This window comes from Pseudomonas sp. LPB4.O (assembly GCF_038383825.1).
GTDB lineage: Bacteria > Pseudomonadota > Gammaproteobacteria > Pseudomonadales > Pseudomonadaceae > Aquipseudomonas > Aquipseudomonas putida.
Map to the genome: position 1 here is coordinate 4,836,397 of NZ_CP151298.1, position 21,274 is coordinate 4,857,670.

The 21,274-nt window shown below is 58.7% G+C and carries 12 protein-coding genes, 2 tRNA genes and 3 rRNA genes; 4 read left to right on the plus strand and 13 right to left on the minus strand.

Features of this window, described 5'->3' with window-relative positions; translation table 11 throughout:
• Positions 1-19: 19 nt before the first annotated feature.
• The 10 genes from MRBLPB4O_RS21870 to MRBLPB4O_RS21915 form a co-directional block, all read right to left on the minus strand.
• A complete protein-coding gene (locus MRBLPB4O_RS21870) occupies positions 20-1,009 on the minus strand; it encodes an asparaginase (RefSeq protein ID WP_341796578.1) in 990 nt (329 codons plus the stop codon).
• Positions 1,006-2,160: a hypothetical protein gene (locus MRBLPB4O_RS21875; protein ID WP_341796579.1), complete on the minus strand. Its 1,155-nt coding sequence runs from the start codon at positions 2,158-2,160 to the stop codon at positions 1,006-1,008. Before MRBLPB4O_RS21875 ends, MRBLPB4O_RS21870 begins: the two co-directional genes overlap by 4 nt.
• A 10-nt stretch (positions 2,161-2,170) precedes the next feature.
• A complete protein-coding gene (locus MRBLPB4O_RS21880; protein ID WP_341796580.1) occupies positions 2,171-3,067 on the minus strand; it encodes a nitrilase family protein in 897 nt (298 codons plus the stop codon).
• Between the two features lie 145 nt (positions 3,068-3,212).
• On the minus strand, positions 3,213-5,147 hold the full coding sequence (locus MRBLPB4O_RS21885; protein WP_341796581.1) for an FAD-dependent oxidoreductase: 1,935 nt from the start codon (positions 5,145-5,147) through the stop codon (positions 3,213-3,215).
• Between the two features lie 144 nt (positions 5,148-5,291).
• Entirely contained in the window at positions 5,292-6,935 is a 1,644-nt protein-coding gene (locus MRBLPB4O_RS21890) for an acetolactate synthase large subunit (RefSeq protein WP_341796582.1), read from the minus strand.
• A 445-nt stretch (positions 6,936-7,380) separates the two neighbouring features.
• Positions 7,381-7,496 (minus strand): 5S ribosomal RNA (gene rrf, locus MRBLPB4O_RS21895).
• Positions 7,497-7,636: 140 nt separating this feature from the next.
• Positions 7,637-10,529 (minus strand): 23S ribosomal RNA (locus MRBLPB4O_RS21900).
• Between the two features lie 235 nt (positions 10,530-10,764).
• Positions 10,765-10,840: transfer RNA gene (locus MRBLPB4O_RS21905), tRNA-Ala, on the minus strand.
• Positions 10,841-10,846: 6 nt separating this feature from the next.
• Positions 10,847-10,923: transfer RNA gene (locus MRBLPB4O_RS21910), tRNA-Ile, on the minus strand.
• A gap of 77 nt (positions 10,924-11,000) precedes the next feature.
• Positions 11,001-12,537, minus strand: a 16S ribosomal RNA gene (locus tag MRBLPB4O_RS21915).
• The 16S, 23S and 5S rRNA genes sit together here with 2 tRNA genes alongside, the layout of an rRNA operon.
• Positions 12,538-12,994: 457 nt before the next feature.
• Between MRBLPB4O_RS21915 and MRBLPB4O_RS21920 the strand changes: the two genes are divergently transcribed.
• A complete protein-coding gene (locus MRBLPB4O_RS21920) occupies positions 12,995-13,891 on the plus strand; it encodes a formate/nitrite transporter family protein (protein ID WP_341796583.1) in 897 nt (298 codons plus the stop codon).
• Positions 13,892-13,894: 3 nt separating this feature from the next.
• Here MRBLPB4O_RS21920 and MRBLPB4O_RS21925 read toward each other — a convergent pair whose 3' ends face one another.
• Positions 13,895-14,986: an MBL fold metallo-hydrolase gene (locus MRBLPB4O_RS21925; RefSeq protein ID WP_341796584.1), complete on the minus strand. Its 1,092-nt coding sequence runs from the start codon at positions 14,984-14,986 to the stop codon at positions 13,895-13,897.
• Between the two features lie 130 nt (positions 14,987-15,116).
• Here MRBLPB4O_RS21925 and MRBLPB4O_RS21930 point away from each other — a divergent pair, with 130 nt between their 5' ends.
• Positions 15,117-16,190 carry a diguanylate cyclase gene (locus tag MRBLPB4O_RS21930; protein WP_341798921.1) on the plus strand — a complete coding sequence of 358 codons (1,074 nt, stop codon included), beginning with the start codon at positions 15,117-15,119 and terminating at the stop codon, positions 16,188-16,190.
• Between the two features lie 50 nt (positions 16,191-16,240).
• A complete protein-coding gene (locus MRBLPB4O_RS21935) occupies positions 16,241-18,826 on the plus strand; it encodes an EAL domain-containing protein (RefSeq protein ID WP_341796585.1) in 2,586 nt (861 codons plus the stop codon).
• A 100-nt stretch (positions 18,827-18,926) separates the two neighbouring features.
• Here the strand turns inward: MRBLPB4O_RS21935 and MRBLPB4O_RS21940 are convergent, their stop codons facing one another.
• Positions 18,927-19,250 (minus strand): DUF2025 family protein, encoded by a 324-nt coding sequence (locus tag MRBLPB4O_RS21940; RefSeq protein ID WP_016498271.1) that lies wholly within the window; start codon positions 19,248-19,250, stop codon positions 18,927-18,929.
• A 160-nt stretch (positions 19,251-19,410) separates the two neighbouring features.
• Positions 19,411-20,328, minus strand: coding sequence for a LysR family transcriptional regulator (locus tag MRBLPB4O_RS21945; protein WP_341796586.1), 918 nt, complete (start codon positions 20,326-20,328; stop codon positions 19,411-19,413).
• 111 nt (positions 20,329-20,439) lie between these two features.
• Here MRBLPB4O_RS21945 and MRBLPB4O_RS21950 point away from each other — a divergent pair, with 111 nt between their 5' ends.
• Positions 20,440-21,198: an SDR family oxidoreductase gene (locus MRBLPB4O_RS21950; protein ID WP_341796587.1), complete on the plus strand. Its 759-nt coding sequence runs from the start codon at positions 20,440-20,442 to the stop codon at positions 21,196-21,198.
• Positions 21,199-21,274: the final 76 nt, after the last annotated feature.

Genomic DNA, 21,274 nt, shown 5'->3' on the forward strand with positions numbered 1-21,274 from the left:
TACCGCGCGGGCAGATGGTTCAGGCGTGCAACCAGTCCTGCAGCTCGTGTCTCCGGTCGGTGCCAATCAGCAGCCACAGCAAAATGCGGCATTTGCGCGGGCAGAGGTCCCCCGCCATGTATACGCCTTTTTTCTGCAGGTCGATTTCTGCACCCGCAAACCCATAGGTTGTCCGGGCGGTTGGCCCTTTACCTGTGCGCGTGGCAACAACTACTGGCAAGGTGGGCGCCAGGTGTTCCAGCACCTCGGACCAACTAGCGGCAACATGCCCAGCGCCGAAGCCGGCAATGACCAACCCTTCATAACCCAATGTAGCCACAGCCTGCAGCAGCGCCGTGTCTGCGTCCAGGCAGGCTTCCAGCAGGGCAACGCGCTGGTCGGTGCGATGCGGTACGGGCAGCACTTCCCGTCGTGCTGGCGGATGGCGATAGACCACTTCCCCCTCCACCACTTCGCCCAATGGGCCGGATCCCGGCGACTCGAACGCGGCTAACGCCATACTGGCCGTCTTGCGAACCCTTGCCGCGCAGTGGACCTGGTCATTCATCACCACAAGCACACCACGCCCGCAGCTGCCCTGTGCCAATGCAACCTGCGCCGCAGACAACAGGTTGGCCGGCCCATCATTGCCCGGCTGGCTGGCCGAACGCATGGCACCGGTCATCACCAAGGGCGCATCGAATGGCCACAGGAGATCCAGGAAATAAGCCGATTCCTCCAGGCTATCGGTCCCTTGGCTCACCACCAAGGCCTGGGCCCCGCGCTCAACCTCGCACCGGGCCCATGCCAGCACGTCCAGCAACGTCGCAAAGTCCAGCGAGGCACTAGGGACCAGACACAATGAAGCAACATTCAATTGCGCCATCTCGCGCAACTGTGGGACCTGAAGCAGTTGCTGCTCGCAGCCCAAGGTTGGCGTCACACCACACCCGACAGCCCCGGCCTGCATACTGACCGTGCCCCCCAGGCTAGCGATCGACAGCCTGGGCAGGCTGGAATGTTCAATCATGCTTTTCCCCCCGCAAGTAACCCGATCAGAGGCACGATCCCCAAGGTGCTGATGGCCATCGACATCACGTTGCCGATGTAGCCATGCACATAAGCCGGCAACCGCTGGGTGATCGCCACTGCCAGCGGCGGAGCCACCAGCGCCCCCAGCACTGCGCTGGCCACCACCACTTGCCAGCTGCCGCCATGCGTCAGCACTGCGGCCGGAACGATCGAGACAATCGGAATGTAGGTAGGGTACCACCCCCGGGCTTGCCACTGGCCTCGCCAGAATACGACCCCAACCAGCGATGCCAGGGCCTGCCCGGCCACTATGTGCATCACCAGCATTGAACCGTAGGACGGTGCAGCCGGGGCTAACAAGTAAGCCAGCAACACGCCCAGCAGCAGCCCGAGGCTGGCCAGCTCATTACCGAAAAATGGCGCTTCGCTGAAATCGGCCAGCACCCGACGCAACGTCCAGACCACACCGTAGTCTGGCCGGTTGATGACCGGCGCCACTGCGGTGGCTACACGACTTTGGCGTACCCATGAAGGAAAGCGCTTGCACAGGAGGAAGGCCACGACACTGGCTACCGCCATGCCGCTCACATTACCAACTACCACGGGCAACTGCAGGGGATAGCACAGGTAGTTGACTATCAGAAGGCTGGCCGGTGTTACCAGTAGAGCACCCAGTACCGCCCCCGTGATCGTCACCCGCCAGCCCGCACCAAACAGCAACACCATGGCGGCCGGCAATGACACGAAGGCGACGAAGGTGGGTTGCCAATTGCCACTGGCCAAGGTCCACCCCCACAACGCGTGGCTAAGCACCAAGCCCAGGAACGAACTGGTGAACACCCATGGCCATAATCCGCTGCCATAGCAAATGGCAAAGCCCTGCCAGCGATACCCTCGCACGTGGGCCCAGTGCGCCAGGCAAGCGCCAAGCAGCAAGCCCAGTGCGGGCAGCTCGTGCTTGTAGAATGCCACTTCACTGATATCACCGACGATCCAGCGCAAGCGACTCAGGGGCTGATCGAGCGTCGCCACCATAACTGCATAATCCGGCCATTGGCCATGGGCAAGGCTCGCAGCGAGCACAAGCAGCAGACAGGCAAAAATCAACACAGGCCAACGCTGCTGTCCTGAGAAGAGTAGCGTGTTCATTTGCGACTCCTCAACGTGGCATTGGCGCGTGCAAGCGGTAACCAAGATTGGCATCGTAGAGGTCGATACGCCGGTCCCGCGGCAGGTCGTTGAGGTTGTTCCAGATCGGCGCCGAGCGTGCACTGCTCAGATCTACATCGGCATAGAGAATTTCTTCGGCCTCTGCACTGCCCACTTCGCCAATCGGCCAGCCATTGGTACCGGCGATCAGCGAGCACCCCAGGAAGCGCCCGCCCCGCTCGCTCCCGACACGGTTCGCGGCGGCGATGTAAACGTTGTTGACATGCGCTGCGGTCATGGTCAGGTACGAGGCCATGCAGCGCCCTGCTTCATCGAACAATGGTGGCGGGGTCCATACCCAGTTGTTGAGGCTGCAGATGATGTCGGCACCTTGCGCCGCCATCAGCCGCGGGACTTCCGGGAACCATATGTCCCAGCATATGAGCAGGCCGATACGCCCGATTGGCGTCTCGAATACCGGGAACCCCAGATCGCCGGGGGTGAACCAGAGTTTTTCCTGGTTCCAGAGGTGCGCCTTCCGGTAGTGCCCGAGCCGGCCTTCAGGGCCAAACAGTACGGCGCTGTCGTAGAGCTTCAGCCCGTCGCGCTCGGAAAAACCTGCGGCCAGGTAAACCTGGTATTCCTTGGCGAAGTCCTCCCAGGCTTTCAGGCAAGGGCCGTCCTGCAGCGTCTCTGCATGGGCATAGGCTTCGGCGCGGGAGTTGAAGGTGTAGCCAGTATTGGCCAGCTCAGGCAGCACTATCAGGTTGGCGCCTTCGCGTGCTGCTCGCCGGGCCAGCGCCAGACCATTACCCAAGTTACGCTCGCAATGCTCAAGACCGACCTGGGGGTCGTACTGGATGACAGCGATACGTACAGGGCTGACGGGGGAACAGGATTCAGACATGGCGGCTTCCTTTTTGTGGTTGTTTTGGAAGGACGCCAGTAAAGCGATGTTGGGCCTGGGAGGGACAGTCAGGAGGGTCCGATGGGACCAAAGGAAAATCACATGATCGCAGTAGGACTCCCCCTACAAAATGCCCCGTACGCCGCTATTTCCCAACCTGATAATGTGGGTAGTGCTCAAGGGTAAAGCCACCATTGAATTGCGCTGAAGTGTTGTTGCAGAGGTTGATGACCGTATCAATCGCCGTGCGCAAACACGGCTCGGTCCACCCGGCGTCAACGGAGAAGGACTCTCCAGCCAGATACAACCCTGAGCTCCCGCTCAGATCACGGTTGTATTTCATCAGGCTTACCGCATCATAATAGGTACCTGCCCTATACAATTTCGCACACCCGAGCGCATTTCGGTCTGTGCTCCAACGCTGTATGCGAATGTTTCGAGTGTCGATGTAGGGCGATATAGCCTCGCCTACATTGGTGCACCGCAGCAGGATCCGATCGAGCTCCTTCAGGCACTTGGTCGCCAATTCCTCATCAGAGAAGGCTGCCAATTTTGTTGCATCATCCTCCCAGGTATAACTGAGGAGAATGCAGTCATCGGGGTAGCTGTCGTTGTATCGATAGGCATAGACATCGTGCACAAAGCTATCGGTAATCAGGATTTGCGGCAGTGGCTTGCGGTCGAGAAAACGTTTCTTCAGCGGCGCATAAACCTTGCAACTGGTCTCCCAGTGGGCATGTTTCCAGGCATCGATAATCGACTGAGGCAACATCTGGCGGGTGAAGCCGCTGAGGCGGATGTTGGTTTCGATCAGCCAAGACGGAGTGGTTATGATCACGCTGTCAAAGTCTTGGTACTCGGTGGTCTCGTGTATCGGATCACTGCACTGCCAACGATATCCGACCCTGACCCGGCCATTTTCCAGCTTCTGCACCGCGCACACGGACGTATCTGTCAGCAGCCCATCATCTCTTTCCAGCAGATGGTCATAAAGCGAGATCCCTCCCATGCCGACGTCCAGGTACAACAGGCATTCGTCCATGGCCGCAAGTCCGAGATAGGCGGGTCCTTGAAACGGCAATCCCCTGCTATCAGGAACATTGTTGGCTTCAAGATGCGGAGCAGCGTAAGGCATACCTGCTGAATCCACACGGCCATGCACCAGCTGCAAATGACTGCTGAAGCCAAAGATTGCCGTACGTAGCGGGTACAAGCAGCAAACATCATAAAATGCTCCCCAGCTGCCGTCGCCAATACCGATTGCATAGAAAATCGCTGACTCATCACTGCTCATGCCCAAACCGCCAAAGTCACCGGGGTTTTCAGGATCCCAGGCAACGAGGGCGGGCAAATGCACCAAATCCCTGAAGGACAAGCGGTGATAGCGTTCGACGATGTCCCGCCATGTCGACTCCCAGCTTGGCGTGCCATAAACAGCGGAAACGTGTTCAGCAAACCGCTGAGCAAAACTGCGCCATTTCTCGTAGACCTGCTGCAAGACAGCCGACGGTGGTGGTGTTTCCCCTGACGGATTACGCCAGACCAACAGCACCGGGTCACCCTCACCTTGTATTTGCCCTTCGCGCAGATAAATACCCGTGGCATTCACCCAAGGTGTACCTGGATTGGGGAAATCAGAAATCCGCAGCTCAAACAGCTTGGCGTAATACGCCATAAGCGAGCGGCCATCTTTAGGTGATTCTCCTGTCCTATTGAAGAAAGGCATGCGCATAGCCCCCATTTCAAAAGGAGTGACAGGGTGCTTGTGGCTTGCAGGGTTGTTCACGACTGTCAGGTGTCGCCCGCCTACACGCCGGGACTGCTCGATCAAGGTGATACGGCTAAAACCACAGCGCAATAATTCCCGGGCCGCAGTCAACCCGGTAACGCCGGCACCGACAATACAAATGCGGTGTTCGGGCTGTGTGGCCCGTGCAACGCCTCCCTCTTGTTCGATCAGGCGGCGGTAGTCGAAGCAGAGATCTGGGGGGTTAGGGAAACGCGCGGCCCACGGCTGCATCGGCAGTGATGGGTCGATGGTCAGATCGGCGGGGTGGTTGTGTGTAGAACCAATTGTCATGGTCTTGTGTTCTCCATTATTTGAAGAACCTGAGAATGAGCAATTGCTAGATGCGTGAGGGGTTGTTATGCACCACCCGCCGGCTCCTACAGGATCGTGAGATACCTGAAGGGGCCGGCTTGCCAGCTATACCGTCGTCGGTGCTTACACCGCCAGCGCGCGCTCACGCAGCTCGCTGTTGAGGATGCGGTCGTTCTCGCTGTAATCGACCGGGCAGTCGATAACGTGCACGCCTGGGGTCTTGATGCAGTGTTCCAGTAGCGGCAGCAGGCCTTCGGCGCTTTCCACGCGGTGGCCGTTGGCACCGTAGGCTTCGGCGTATTTGACGAAGTCCGGGTTGCCGTAGTCCAGGCCGAAATCGGTGAAGCCCATATTGGCCTGCTTCCAGCGGATCATGCCGTAGCCATCGTCACGCAGGATCACCACGGTGATGTGCATGCCCAGGCGTACAGCGGTTTCCAGCTCCTGGCTGTTCATCATGAACCCGCCGTCGCCGCACACCGAGATCACCGGGCGGTCCGGGTGCACCAGGTGCGCCGCCATGGCCGATGGCAGGCCCGCGCCCATGGTGGCCAAGGCGTTGTCCAACAGCACGGTGTTCGGCTTGTGCGCCTTGTAGTTGCGGGCGAACCAGATCTTGTAGATGCCGTTGTCCAGGGCAACGATGCCTTCGGACGGCAGTACGCGACGGATGTCGGCCACCAGGCGCTGTGGGTAGACCGGGAAGCGGTTGTCATCAGCGCCTTCGGCGATCTGTGCTTCGTTGGCTTCACGGATGGCCATCAGGCGGGTGAAGTCCCAGTGCGAGGTGTCGTTCAGCGCTTCGCTGATCTGCCACACGGCGTTGGCGATGTCACCGATCACTTCGACCTGCGGGAAGTAAACAGCATCGACTTCGGCAGAGCGGAAGTTGATGTGGATGACTTCGGTGCCGCCACGGACCATGAAGAATGGCGGCTTCTCGATCACGTCGTGGCCGATGTTGATGATCAGGTCGGCCGCTTCGACGGCGCGGTGCACGAAGTCACCCGACGACAGCGCAGCGTTGCCGAGGAAACGCGGGTGGCGCTCATCGACCACACCTTTACCCATCTGGGTGGTGATGAACGGGATGCCGGTCTTGTCGATCAGTTGCTTGAGGACCTTGGCGGTCATCTTGCGGTTGGCACCGGCACCAATCACCAGGATCGGGTTGCGCGCATTCTGCAATTTTTCGACGGCAGCCTGGATGGCCACATGCTCGGCCAACGGACGGCGGTGCAGGCTGCGCGGGATCGGCAGTGCGTCGGTCTGCTCGGCGGCGATGTCTTCCGGCAGTTCCAGGTGTACCGCACCCGGCTTTTCTTCTTCAGCCAGGCGGAAGGCTTCGCGCATGCGGGCCGGGATGTTGTCGGCCGAGGCGAACTGGTGGGTGTACTTGGTGATGGGGTCCATCATGCCGCACACGTCAATGATCTGGAAGCGGCCCTGCTTGGACTTCTTGATCGGCTTCTGCCCGGTGATCATCATCATCGGCATGCCGCCCAGGTAGGCGTAGGCGCTGGCGGTAACCAGGTTGGTGGCGCCAGGGCCGAGGGTGGACAGGCTGACGCCAGTCTTGCCGGTCAGTCGGCCGTAGGTGGCAGCCATGAAACCTGCAGACTGCTCGTGACGGGTCAGTACCAGCTTGATCTTCGACTTGCGCAGGGATTCGAGCAGGTCAAGGTTTTCTTCACCGGGAATGCCGAATACATATTCGACACCTTCGTTTTCCAGGCATTGCACAACGACATCGGCGGCCTTGGCCATCTTGCTTGCTACCTCAAGTGATGGGACGGTGGAAGTCCAGAAATGCGCAGCACGGTACGCTGGCATCGCTCGGTCCAGGGGTAGAAATGCCCTGAATCAAAGTCTTGACGTAGGATGGGCGTGGGAAAGTCACGTTAATGTAACTGCAATATTGTCGCAGTGCTGCGCTGGCGCCGTTGTAGAAGCAACAGTCTTGCTCAGGCTTTGAAAGCGCGCTCGTCTAGTATTCTGGCTCGAATTGTGGGGGGGGCGACGTACCACAGATCCCTGTAGGAGCAGCCTTGAGCTGCGAAGAGGCCATTGCAGCCGAAGATAATCTTTAGCCTTACCGGCCTCTTCGCAGCACAAGGCTGCTCCTACAGGGGGGCGGGCAGGACTAGGGATATTTGCGCCGCAAAGACAAAACCCCTACCTGCATGTGCAGATAGGGGTTTTGCGAAATGAATCTTGACGATGACCTACTCTCACATGGGGAAACCCCACACTACCATCGGCGATGCATCGTTTCACTACTGAGTTCGGGATGGGATCAGGTGGTTCCAATGCTCTATGGTCGTCAAGAAATTCTGTAGCCAGAATGTCCAGATGGACAGCCCAGCGAATCCGGATATGCGATATTTGTGGGTTGTTGCGAACTTTCGGTTCGTGTCATCTTCACCACCACAATTTGGCGTCTTAGGCGCAAATTGCTTGGGTGTTATATGGTCAAGCCTCACGGGCAATTAGTATTGGTTAGCTCAACGCCTCACAGCGCTTACACACCCAACCTATCAACGTCGTAGTCTTCGACGGCCCTTTAGGGGATTCAAGATCCCAGTGAGATCTCATCTTGAGGCAAGTTTCCCGCTTAGATGCTTTCAGCGGTTATCTCTTCCGAACATAGCTACCCGGCAATGCCACTGGCGTGACAACCGGAACACCAGAGGTTCGTCCACTCCGGTCCTCTCGTACTAGGAGCAGCCCCTCTCAAATCTCAAACGTCCACGGCAGATAGGGACCGAACTGTCTCACGACGTTCTAAACCCAGCTCGCGTACCACTTTAAATGGCGAACAGCCATACCCTTGGGACCGGCTTCAGCCCCAGGATGTGATGAGCCGACATCGAGGTGCCAAACACCGCCGTCGATATGAACTCTTGGGCGGTATCAGCCTGTTATCCCCGGAGTACCTTTTATCCGTTGAGCGATGGCCCTTCCATACAGAACCACCGGATCACTAAGACCTACTTTCGTACCTGCTCGACGTGTGTGTCTCGCAGTCAAGCGCGCTTTTGCCTTTATACTCTACGACCGATTTCCGACCGGTCTGAGCGCACCTTCGTACTCCTCCGTTACTCTTTGGGAGGAGACCGCCCCAGTCAAACTACCCACCATACACTGTCCTCGATCCGGATAACGGACCTGAGTTAGAACCTCAAAGTTGCCAGGGTGGTATTTCAAGGATGGCTCCATGAGAACTGGCGTCCCCACTTCAAAGCCTCCCACCTATCCTACACAAGCAAATTCAAAGTCCAGTGCAAAGCTATAGTAAAGGTTCACGGGGTCTTTCCGTCTAGCCGCGGATACACTGCATCTTCACAGCGATTTCAATTTCACTGAGTCTCGGGTGGAGACAGCGCCGCCATCGTTACGCCATTCGTGCAGGTCGGAACTTACCCGACAAGGAATTTCGCTACCTTAGGACCGTTATAGTTACGGCCGCCGTTTACCGGGGCTTCGATCAAGAGCTTCGCTTGCGCTAACCCCATCAATTAACCTTCCGGCACCGGGCAGGCGTCACACCCTATACGTCCACTTTCGTGTTTGCAGAGTGCTGTGTTTTTAATAAACAGTCGCAGCGGCCTGGTATCTTCGACCGGCATGGGCTTACGGAGCAAGTCCTTGACCCTCGCCGGCGCACCTTCTCCCGAAGTTACGGTGCCATTTTGCCTAGTTCCTTCACCCGAGTTCTCTCAAGCGCCTTGGTATTCTCTACCTAACCACCTGTGTCGGTTTGGGGTACGGTTCCCAGTTATCTGAAGCTTAGGAGCTTTTCTTGGAAGCATGGTATCAACCACTTCGTCGCCTAAAGGCAACTCGTCATCAGCTCTCGGCCTTGAAATCCCGGATTTGCCTAAGATTTCAGCCTACCACCTTAAACCTGGACAACCAACGCCAGGCTGGCCTAACCTTCTCCGTCCCTCCATCGCAATAACTGGAAGTACAGGAATATTAACCTGTTTTCCATCGACTACGCTTTTCAGCCTCGCCTTAGGGACCGACTAACCCTGCGTCGATTAACGTTGCGCAGGAAACCTTGGTCTTTCGGCGTGCGAGTTTTTCACTCGCATTGTCGTTACTCATGTCAGCATTCGCACTTCTGATACCTCCAGCAAGCTTCTCAACTCACCTTCACAGGCTTACAGAACGCTCCTCTACCGCATCACCAAAAGGTGATACCCGTAGCTTCGGTGCATGGTTTGAGCCCCGTTACATCTTCCGCGCAGGCCGACTCGACTAGTGAGCTATTACGCTTTCTTTAAAGGGTGGCTGCTTCTAAGCCAACCTCCTAGCTGTCTAAGCCTTCCCACAACGTTTCCCACTTAACCATGACTTTGGGACCTTAGCTGACGGTCTGGGTTGTTTCCCTTTTCACGACGGACGTTAGCACCCGCCGTGTGTCTCCCATGCTCGGCACTTGTAGGTATTCGGAGTTTGCATCGGTTTGGTAAGTCGGGATGACCCCCTAGCCGAAACAGTGCTCTACCCCCTACAGTGATACATGAGGCGCTACCTAAATAGCTTTCGAGGAGAACCAGCTATCTCCGAGCTTGATTAGCCTTTCACTCCGATCCACAGGTCATCCGCTAACTTTTCAACGGTAGTCGGTTCGGTCCTCCAGTCAGTGTTACCTAACCTTCAACCTGCCCATGGATAGATCGCCCGGTTTCGGGTCTATACCCAGCGACTAAACGCCCTATTAAGACTCGCTTTCGCTACGCCTCCCCTATTCGGTTAAGCTCGCCACTGAATATAAGTCGCTGACCCATTATACAAAAGGTACGCAGTCACCTAACAAAGTAGGCTCCCACTGCTTGTACGCATACGGTTTCAGGATCTATTTCACTCCCCTCTCCGGGGTTCTTTTCGCCTTTCCCTCACGGTACTAGTTCACTATCGGTCAGTCAGTAGTATTTAGCCTTGGAGGATGGTCCCCCCATATTCAGACAAAGTTTCTCGTGCTCCGTCCTACTCGATTTCATTGACAAGAGATTTTCGTGTACGGGGCTATCACCCACTATGGCCGCACTTTCCAGAGCGTTCCACTAATCTCAAACCAACTTAAGGGCTGGTCCCCGTTCGCTCGCCACTACTAAGGGAATCTCGGTTGATTTCTTTTCCTCAGGGTACTTAGATGTTTCAGTTCCCCTGGTTCGCCTCTTGCACCTATGTATTCAGTACAAGATAACCAGCTTGTGCTGGCTGGGTTCCCCCATTCAGAGATCTCTGGATCACAGTCTGTTTGCCGACTCCCCAAAGCTTATCGCAGGCTACCACGTCTTTCATCGCCTCTGACTGCCAAGGCATCCACCGTATGCGCTTCTTCACTTGACCATATAACCCCAAGCAATCTGGTTATACTGTGAAGACGACATTCGCCGAAAATTCGCACGTTGCTCTTTCGAGCAGAACTCACAAATTTTACCTTAGCCTGATCCACCAGCAGTGAAACTGGTGTTCAGTCTATTTCTATCACATATCCGAATTTTTAAAGAACGATCTGACAAAAGTCAGAAATCAACACTCATCAACGAATGTTCATTTCTAAGTTCTGATCAAGTAAAGCGAGTGGTGGAGCCAAGCGGGATCGAACCGCTGACCTCCTGCGTGCAAGGCAGGCGCTCTCCCAGCTGAGCTATGGCCCCGCATATTGGTAGGTCTGGGCAGATTTGAACTGCCGACCTCACCCTTATCAGGGGTGCGCTCTAACCAACTGAGCTACAGACCTATATAGGGTCTTGATCGTCTTCGACAATGAATCAAGCAATTCGTGTGGGAGCTCATCAGCAGGCTGATGTCGTCGATTAAGGAGGTGATCCAGCCGCAGGTTCCCCTACGGCTACCTTGTTACGACTTCACCCCAGTCATGAATCACACCGTGGTAACCGTCCTCCCGAAGGTTAGACTAGCTACTTCTGGTGCAACCCACTCCCATGGTGTGACGGGCGGTGTGTACAAGGCCCGGGAACGTATTCACCGCGACATTCTGATTCGCGATTACTAGCGATTCCGACTTCACGCAGTCGAGTTGCAGACTGCGATCCGGACTACGATCGGTTTTGTGAGATTAGCTCCACCTCGCGGCTTGGCAACCCTCTGTACCGACCATTGTAGCACGTGTGTAGCCCAGGCCGTAAGGGCCATGATGACTTGACGTCATCCCCACCTTCCTCCGGTTTGTCACCGGCAGTCTCCTTAGAGTGCCCACCATAACGTGCTGGTAACTAAGGACAAGGGTTGCGCTCGTTACGGGACTTAACCCAACATCTCACGACACGAGCTGACGACAGCCATGCAGCACCTGTGTCAGAGTTCCCGAAGGCACCAATCCATCTCTGGAAAGTTCTCTGCATGTCAAGGCCTGGTAAGGTTCTTCGCGTTGCTTCGAATTAAACCACATGCTCCACCGCTTGTGCGGGCCCCCGTCAATTCATTTGAGTTTTAACCTTGCGGCCGTACTCCCCAGGCGGTCAACTTAATGCGTTAGCTGCGCCACTAAAATCTCAAGGATTCCAACGGCTAGTTGACATCGTTTACGGCGTGGACTACCAGGGTATCTAATCCTGTTTGCTCCCCACGCTTTCGCACCTCAGTGTCAGTATCAGTCCAGGTGGTCGCCTTCGCCACTGGTGTTCCTTCCTATATCTACGCATTTCACCGCTACACAGGAAATTCCACCACCCTCTACCGTACTCTAGCTTGCCAGTTTTGGATGCAGTTCCCAGGTTGAGCCCGGGGCTTTCACATCCAACTTAACAAACCACCTACGCGCGCTTTACGCCCAGTAATTCCGATTAACGCTTGCACCCTCTGTATTACCGCGGCTGCTGGCACAGAGTTAGCCGGTGCTTATTCTGTCGGTAACGTCAAAACACTAACGTATTAGGTTAATGCCCTTCCTCCCAACTTAAAGTGCTTTACAATCCGAAGACCTTCTTCACACACGCGGCATGGCTGGATCAGGCTTTCGCCCATTGTCCAATATTCCCCACTGCTGCCTCCCGTAGGAGTCTGGACCGTGTCTCAGTTCCAGTGTGACTGATCATCCTCTCAGACCAGTTACGGATCGTCGCCTTGGTGAGCCATTACCTCACCAACTAGCTAATCCGACCTAGGCTCATCTGATAGCGCAAGGCCCGAAGGTCCCCTGCTTTCTCCCGTAGGACGTATGCGGTATTAGCGTTCCTTTCGAAACGTTGTCCCCCACTACCAGGCAGATTCCTAGGCATTACTCACCCGTCCGCCGCTGAATCGAAGAGCAAGCTCCTCTCATCCGCTCGACTTGCATGTGTTAGGCCTGCCGCCAGCGTTCAATCTGAGCCATGATCAAACTCTTCAGTTCAATACTGCTTGGGTTTTTAAGAAACCCTAAACTTGGCTCAGCAATCTCAAATGACTATGTGATTTCTCGCATGGCCACTTGTGATGCTGATAATCTTGTTGACTATCAGTCCATACTCACAAGCACCCACACGAATTGCTTGATTCAATTTGTTAAAGAGCGTTTGGTTAAGAGCTTTTCGTCTCAACCGAGGCGCGCATTCTACGCCTTCCTGACTTGCTGTCAAGCGTTTATTTCGAAGTTTTTTACAACCGCTTCCTTTCGAAAGCTAACAACTTCAAACACTTACCGCTTGCCCCGAAGCGTTTGTCGCTGCGAGGTGGCGAATAATACGCGCTTTGAAATTAGAGTCAACACCTTGATCTAAAAAACTTTTCAAAGGTGTTTCGCTGCCTCCTGGCAACTAATGGAAGCGCAGCGGATCTGTAATGAAACACCCCCACGGAGCGTAGCGGCCATGAGCGATGGGCAAAGCGAGAAAACCCCGGGCCTGTCTGCAGATGAAGAGCAGGAAGTCAGCCACAACCAGCCGCCGCGGGCGGCAGTGCTGCACGAGATGATTCGTTCCCAGGGCGACCAGGAGCTGGAGCGTACGCTCGCCGCGCTGTGGTGGTCGGCACTGGCCGCCGGCTTGTCCATGGGCCTATCGCTGATGGCCATGGGGCTGTTCTACGCCCGCCTGCCGGACGGCGACAGTGCCCAGGTGATTGCCAGCATTGGCTACAGCGCAGGCTTTCTCGCCGTTATCCTGGCACGCCAGCAACTGTTTACCGAAAACACCCTCACCGCCGTGCTGCCAGTCATGACCGCCCCTACCCTGGCCAACTTCGGTCGCCTGTTGCGCCTGTGGGGCGTGGTACTGCTCGGCAACCTGGCCGGCACCCTGCTGGTGGCCTGGGTCATGCTGGAGCTGCCGATCTTCGACAGCAAGACGGATGTAGCCTTTTTGGAGATTGGCCGCAAGGTCATGAAGAACGACGTCAGCCAGATGTTCGCCAAGGGCATCGTCTCGGGCTGGATGATCGCCACCATGGTCTGGATGATCCCATCCATGGAGCACGCCAAGATCTGGATCATCATGATGATCACCTACCTGATGGCCCTTGGCGACTTCACTCATATAGTAGTGGGCTCGGTCGAAGTCTCTTATCTGGTCTGGGCCGGCGATGAGACCTGGCGCAGCTTCTGGCTGGAATTCGCCTTGCCGACCCTGGCGGGCAATATCATTGGCGGCAGCTTTATCTTCGGCCTGATCAGCCATGCTCAGGTACGCAGTGACAGCGGCAAGCCGCCCTCGCAACTATTGAAAGATGACCAGGACCGGCCCTCGCGCAGCAGGGACGACAAACATTGAAGCTCAGCGTGCCGCCATTGTGCGCTCGTTCGCCTGGCCCCGCTGGCGCACAGGCCGCGGCTTCCACCAGTTCTGCCCGGCATGCGGTGAGCCAAGGCTGACCCGCTCGCCCATCTGCGGCGTACTCAGGCGCACCTGAGCCTGATTGGCCAGCGTCAGTATGCGTTCGAAGGGCTCCTGCCAGCCGTGGGTAGACAGGTCGAAAGTGCCATTGTGAATCGGCAGCATCCAGCGCCCGCGCAAATCCAGGTGGGCCTGCAAGCTCTGCTCCGGCTGCATGTGCACATCGGGCCAGGCGACGTTGTAGGCGCCGGTTTCGATCATGGTCAGGTCGAACGGCCCGAAACGTTCACCTATCTGCTTGAAACCGTCGAAGTACCCGGTATCGCCACTGAAGAACACCCGCACATCCTCATCGACAATCACCCAGGACGCCCACAACGTCCGATTGCTGTCCAGCAACCCGCGCCCGGAAAAGTGCTGTGCCGGGGTAGCGACGAAGCGCACGCCTTCCACCACGCTTTCCTGCCACCAATCCAGCTGCCGCACTTTCGCAGGGGCCACCCCCCAGCGCATCAGCAGGTCGCCCACCCCCAGTGGCGCCAGAAACACCCCGGTGTGCGGCGCCAGCTGGCGAATCGCCTGCTCGTCGAGGTGGTCGAAGTGATCGTGCGACAGCACTACCGCAGCCAGCGGTGGCAACTGGTGCAATGCCAGCGGCGGCGCATGGAAGCGCAAGGGGCCCGCCCACTGCACGGGCGAGGCGCGCTCGGCGAACACAGGGTCGGTGATGAAGAAGCGCCCGCGCAATTTCAGCAATACCGTGGAATGCCCCAAGCGCCATAAGCTGTGGTCCGGGGCATCGAGCACCTGCTGGCGGGTCATGGGCTGGAGGCTGATTGGCATGGCTGGCCGGGTTTGCGGGGGCTTGCGCAGGAACAGGTACTTGAGCCCGATGCGCAGCTTTTTCAGCACGCCATCCTGCGGCCGCACCGCCTGGTTATGGAAACGCCCATCCTGCTGGGGTGCCGGCTCGCCAGCGTGGTTGGCCAAAGGAACCATCAGCAGCACTCCAAGCAACAGGAAAGCCTTCATGTTACCCCACAGTGATCGCATCAACCGTGAATTGGCTTGTAAGGTCATTTTTCGCCGATGAAACTGTGTTCAACAATATTCACGTGAGTTAAGCGATAAACGGCACCCCGGCAGAAGAACAATGACCATGATGGACAATCGCAGCGGCAAAGGCCTTTCATTCGTCAAGCGCATCTACCTGCCGCGCGTTATCGGCATGGGCATCGGTCTGCTCAGCGTCATGGCCGGCATGGCTCCGCTGACGCCGCCTGCCTGGCTATGGGGCCTGCTGCTGTTCAACGGGCTGCTGTGGCCGCACGTGGCCTACTGTTGGGCTACCCGCTCGGTAACCCCTTACCAGGCGGAACAGCGCAATTTGCTGCTCGATTCACTGATGGGCGGGTTCTGGACCGCCGCCATGCACTTCAACCCGTTGCCCAGCGTGACCGTGCTGTCGATGATGACCATGAACAACGTATCTGCCGGCGGCAAGCGGCTGGTCGTGCGCGGGGCAGTGGCCCAGCTGGCCGGCATGCTTGTTGCCGTTCTGGTGCTCGGCCCCGGCCTGCAGCTGAACGCCACGCCCCTGCAGGTTTATGCCTGCCTGCCGATGCTGACGCTGTACCCGCTGGCCCTGGGCTGGGTGTGCTATCAACTGGCGATCAAGCTGGCCGACCACAAGCGCCGGCTGAGCGCCCTGACCCTCACAGACAGCCTGACCGGGCTGCTCAACCATGGCGCCTGGAAAGACCTGCTGCTGCTGAAGTTCCAGGCCTGTAAACAGCAACAAGGAGGCGCGGTCATTGCCCTGATCGACATCGACCATTTCAAGACCATCAACGACACCTTCGGCCACGTGGTCGGCGATTGTGTACTGCGCCAGCTCAGTGCCGAGCTACGGCGCAACCTGCGCGATGGCGACCAGGCCGGGCGCTACGGCGGCGACGAGTTCTGCGTCATCCTGCCGGACACCAGCGAAGCTCAGGCCTGCCTCGCCATGGAGCGCCTGCGCGAACGGGTCGCCAACTACCGTAACCCGCAGTTGCCGCACCTGCGTATCAGCCTCAGCATCGGCCTGTCAGCATTCGAGGCTAGCCTCGAGTCCCCGGAACACTGGCTGGAACAGGCGGACAAGGCGCTTTACACCGCCAAGCACGCAGGCCGTGACCAAGTCAATTTTGCCCGCGGCGAGGCTGCGACGCTCAGGCTGGCCTATCCTGATTGAGCCTCCTGCCTGATTGCCCGGTGGGGGCTGCTTGAAGGAGCCGCTCGCGCATGGCCAGGACCGCCAACCTTCCACCCGCAAGCCCCACGCCGCGCTTTCAGGTACGCCACCTGATCGCCGGTTTCAGCGCTGTTTTCGGGCTGGCCTGCCTGGTCACCCTCGGAGCGCTGTTCAATATCGCGACCACGCTTGACCAGCAGGAGCGCCAGCGTAGCGCCTTTCATGCGACCCAGGCGCTGGAGCAACGGCTGCTGGCCTCACGCCAGTTTCTGTCCAGCTATGCCGTATGGGATGCGGCCTTCGAGCACCTGGCGGGGAATGCCGACTGGAAGTGGGCCTACGAGGAAAAGAACATAGGCGAGTCGCTGTACAGCGCCAGCGGCTACGAAGGGGTGTTCGTGGTGGAAAACGACCGTACCATCTATGCCTTGTTCAAAGGACAACCCAGCCAGGCAGGCGCCAACACCTATATAGATGCGCCGTTGCAGCCGATCATCGACCTGGCCCGGGCGGCGGCCATTCCCCGCGAGCAGATCACCCGTTTCGTGCTGTTCAATGGCTGGCCGGCCGTACTCAGTGCCGCAGCCGTACGCCCGGACCGCGACGTCACCGAAAGCGAGGTAAGCCAGGCGCCAGTGATGCTGTTCGTCGACCAGCTTACCGAAGAAAAACTGGCGCAGCTGGGCAAAGGTGCCGGCCTGGCCGGCATGCATGTGGAAAAGGAAGACATGCAGCAGCATGACCACCTACGTATCGACCTGGGTGACACCGGCTATCACCTGTCCTGGAGCAGCCCGCTGCCTGGTCACCAATTGCTGTGGGCGGTAATGCCAGCCCTGCTGGGCGCGCTGCTGATACTCGGCCTGATCATGCTGTACCTGTTCCGCCTCACCTTGCGCAGCTCGCGGGCAATCGGCCTGACGCTTTCACACTTGCAGCAGAGCAACCAGGCCCTGGAGGCCAGCGAGCAGCGGTTTCGCGCGGTGGCCGAGTCGGCATCCGACTGGATCTGGGAAACCGACCGGCAACAACGCCTGACGTACCTGTCGCAGCGCTTTGCCAATGTCACCGGCTACCCGGTGGACGACTGGCTGGGTCACCCGCTCAACCAGTTGCTGGCCTGCGATACCACGCCGCTCTCACCTTGGCTGGACGCCCTCGCCAACGCAGACCCGCAACAGTTGGCCAACCTGCGCTGTACTTACCGCGACCAGAATGGCCAGAACCGCTACTGCAGGATTTCGGCCCGCGCGATCTGGCATGACGACAAACCCATCGGTTTTCGTGGCACCGCCAGTGACATCACCGACGAGGTCGACGCCCATGCCCGCATCCAGCACCTGTCGCTACACGACCCACTCACCGGCCTGGCGAACCGCAACAAGCTAGCCAGGCACCTGGAGCAGGCCCTGCTGCGCGGCAATGAATCGCCGCCACTGACCTTGCTGCTGCTGGATCTGGACAACTTCAAACCGATCAACGACTCCCTCGGCCATGGCGCCGGGGATGCGGTGCTGCAGGAAGTGGCGACGCGCCTGCGCGACACTACCCGCGATGGCGACCTGGTCGCACGCCTGGGCGGCGATGAGTTCATTGTGGTGCTCAGCGGCATGGACAACCGCAGCGAAGTGGACCGCTTCTGCGCACGGCTGATCGGCCTGCTGCAGCAACCCATCAGCTTTGACAGCCAACCGCTGCACGTCGGGGTCAGTATCGGTGTCGCGCAGACCCGCACCCAAGGCTTCGATGCCGGCGAGCTGATCCGCTGCGCCGACATCGCCCTGTACCAGGCCAAGGCCGATGGCAAGAATACCTGGCGCTACTTTGCCGCTGAAATGAACCAGCAGATCCAGTACCGCCGCCAATTGGAAAACGACTTGCGCCGGGCCCTGCGCAACCAGGAGTTCGTGCTGCACTACCAGCCACGCTACCGCATCAGCGACCTGCGCATCGTCGCGGTCGAAGCCTTGCTGCGCTGGCAGCACCCACAGGAAGGGTTGCTGGGGCCGGATACCTTCATCCCGCTGGCCGAGCAGAGCGACATCATCGTCGCGCTGGGCCGCTGGGTGCTGCGCGAAGCCTGCCGCACTGCCCACGACTGGCCCGCCGACATTCTGGTTTCGGTGAACCTGTCGCCTGCGCAGTTCCTGCGTAGCGATGTGGTCGCCGACGTGCGCGAGATCCTGCTGGACACCAGCTTCCCGGCCCAGCGCCTGGAGCTGGAAATTACCGAAAACGTGATGCTCAACGACATCGAGGGCGCGCTGGGCACCATGCTGTCACTCAAGGAACTGGGCGTACGCCTGAACATGGACGACTTCGGCACCGGCTACTCATCGCTGGGCTACCTGCGTACCTACCCGTTCGACAGCATCAAGATCGACAAGCGCTTCATCAGTGGCCTGAACAGCAACGGCGGCAGCGACCGCGCCGTGGTGCAGGCCATCATAAACCTGGGTGAGGCGATGGGGTTGACGGTAACTGCCGAGGGAGTAGAGAGCGAACAGCAACTCAGCGCGCTGGAAAAGGACCACTGCCACGAAGTGCAGGGCTTTTACCTGAGCCGGCCGCTGGACAGTGCCGGGCTGGCAGCGCTGCTGCAGCCCCCCTCTCAAAGCACTGCACAGCCCTTGTAGGAGCAGCCTTGTGCTGCGAAGAGGCCGGTACAAGCTGCACAGTTGATGGTGGCTTCACCGGCCTCTTCGCAGCACAAGGCTGCTCCTACAAGGGCCGGGTTTATTGCTGCATGCTGCGTTCGGCCACGATCTCTGGCAGATCCCGGCGGCGCAGGTAGGCGCGCAGTGGCTCAGCAATATTCAAGCGGTCATCCACATGCTGCTCCAGCAGCAGCGCCAGCCGCTCACGGCACAGCGCCATGCGCTGCCCTTGCTCGGCACGCCAGACAAACTCGCTGCAGGGGGTAATGCTGTCGTCGGCCACATCCATGCCGAACGAGTCCTCGGAAAAACGCACGATATGAACGCCGCGCTTGCCATGAAAACCGACAAAGCCCTTGAGCTGGTCGGCGGCATTGCAGATGTCCTGGGAAGTGATGGCCATGACGTAACCTCGCAATGATATCGGAAGATACGCACGCCTGGCGGGGATCGGTCGCCTCTACCGGGCAACTCGCAAACTGGAGCCTAACGCAAGTGCCAGGCCGTTCGCCAAGGTTTTTCGTGCTTGCCCCGCACGTCTGCACCTGCGCCCGGCACCCTGTTCAGCGTTCACTTGGCGCTGGGTCGACCTGCGACGCCAGCACCGCCGCCAGCCACTGCATGAACGCCTGAACCCGGCGCGGAACGTGCCGTTGCCGGGCATACAACAGCGACACCGGCATGGCCGGGGCCTGCCAGTCTTCCAGCAGTGAAACCAGCTCGCCCCGCTGCAGGTGCTCGGCAACCCCCACCGCCGGTACCTGAATCAGCCCCAGCCCGGCCAGGCAAGCCGCCGAGTACGCCTCGGCGTTGTTGACCGTGACCACACCCGCCATGGCCTGATAGTGCAGCTCATCCCCTTGCAGGTACTCGAACCCGGCGCTGCGTGCACCCAGGTTGCGCACGTAATGCACCAGCTGGTGCCCGGCCAGTTCCTGCGGCGTCTGCGGTACCCCGTAGCGGGCCAGGTACGCGGGGCTGGCACAGTTGCGCATGCTCAATTGCCCGACCGGCCGTGCCACAACATCCAGGTCATGCAGGGTACCTATGCGCATCACGCAGTCGAACCCTTCGCGCAGCAGATCCACCTGGCGGTCAGTACAACTGAGCTCCACCTCCAGCCGCGGAAAGCGCTGCAGAAACTGCGGCAACGCCGGGATGATGACCCGCCGGGCCATCATGGTCGGCAGGTCGATGCGCAGGCGCCCGGCCAGCTCGGCATCGTCGGCCCTGAACAGGCTCTCGATCTCGTCCATGCCTGACAGCAGGTCTTTGCTGCGCTCGTACAGCAAGGCGCCATCCTGGGTCGCCTGTACCCGGCGGGTAGTACGGTTGAACAACTGCGTACCCAGCAAGCGTTCCAGCGCCTTTACCTGCTCTGACACGGTCGAGCGTGGCAGCCCCAGGCTCTCGGCAGCCAGGGTGAAGCTGCGGACTTCACTGACCCGCACGAAGGTGCGCAACAATTCAAGCTTGTTCATTCGGGCATCGACTATCCGGTTCTGGCGAACAGTATTTCCATTTTTACAGGATTTAACAGCCTCGCGCCGACCAATAATCTGACCTCATCCACCCACCCTGAGGTTTTCACCATGACTCGCAAAATTGCCCTGATCACTGGCGCCAGCCGCGGCCTTGGCCGTAATGCCGCCGAACACCTGGCCGCACGCGGTATCGATGTGATCGGCACGTACCACAGCAAGGCGGACGAAGCCCAGGCCGTCGTTGCCCGACTGGAACAGGCCGGGGTCAAGGCGGCCATGCTGCAACTGGACGTCAGCGACAGCAGCAGTTTTGCCAGCTTCGCCGAGCGCCTGGGCAGCACGCTGCAGCAGCACTTTGGCCGCGAGCGTTTTGACTTTCTGGTGAACAATGCCGGGATCGGCCTGAACGTGCCGTACATCGAAACCAGCGAGGCACAGTTCGACCAGTTACTGAATATTCAGCTGAAAGGGCCGTTCTTCCTCACTCAGCGCCTGCTGCCGCTGTTGGTCGACAATGGCCGCATCGTCAACATTTCCACCGGCCTGGCGCGCTTTGCGCTGCCGGGGTATGCCGCCTATGCCGCGATGAAGGGCGCCATGGAGGTGCTGACCCGCTACCAGGCCAAGGAACTGGGCGCGCGTGGCATCCGGGTGAACATTCTGGCGCCGGGGGCGATCGAGACCGATTTTGGTGGCGGCGTGGTGCGGGATAACCAGCAGGTGAATGAGTACATTGCCGGCAATACGGCGCTGGGCCGCGTGGGCTTGCCGGATGATATCGGCGCAGCGATTGCGCTGTTGCTGGAAGACGGCAATGGCTGGATTACCGGGCAACGGCTGGAAGTGTCGGGCGGCATGTTCCTCTGAGGCTCACGGCACGCCAGGCGATGCGCCGTACCTGCAGGAGCAGCCTTGCGCTGCGAAGAGGCCGGCATGGCCAACA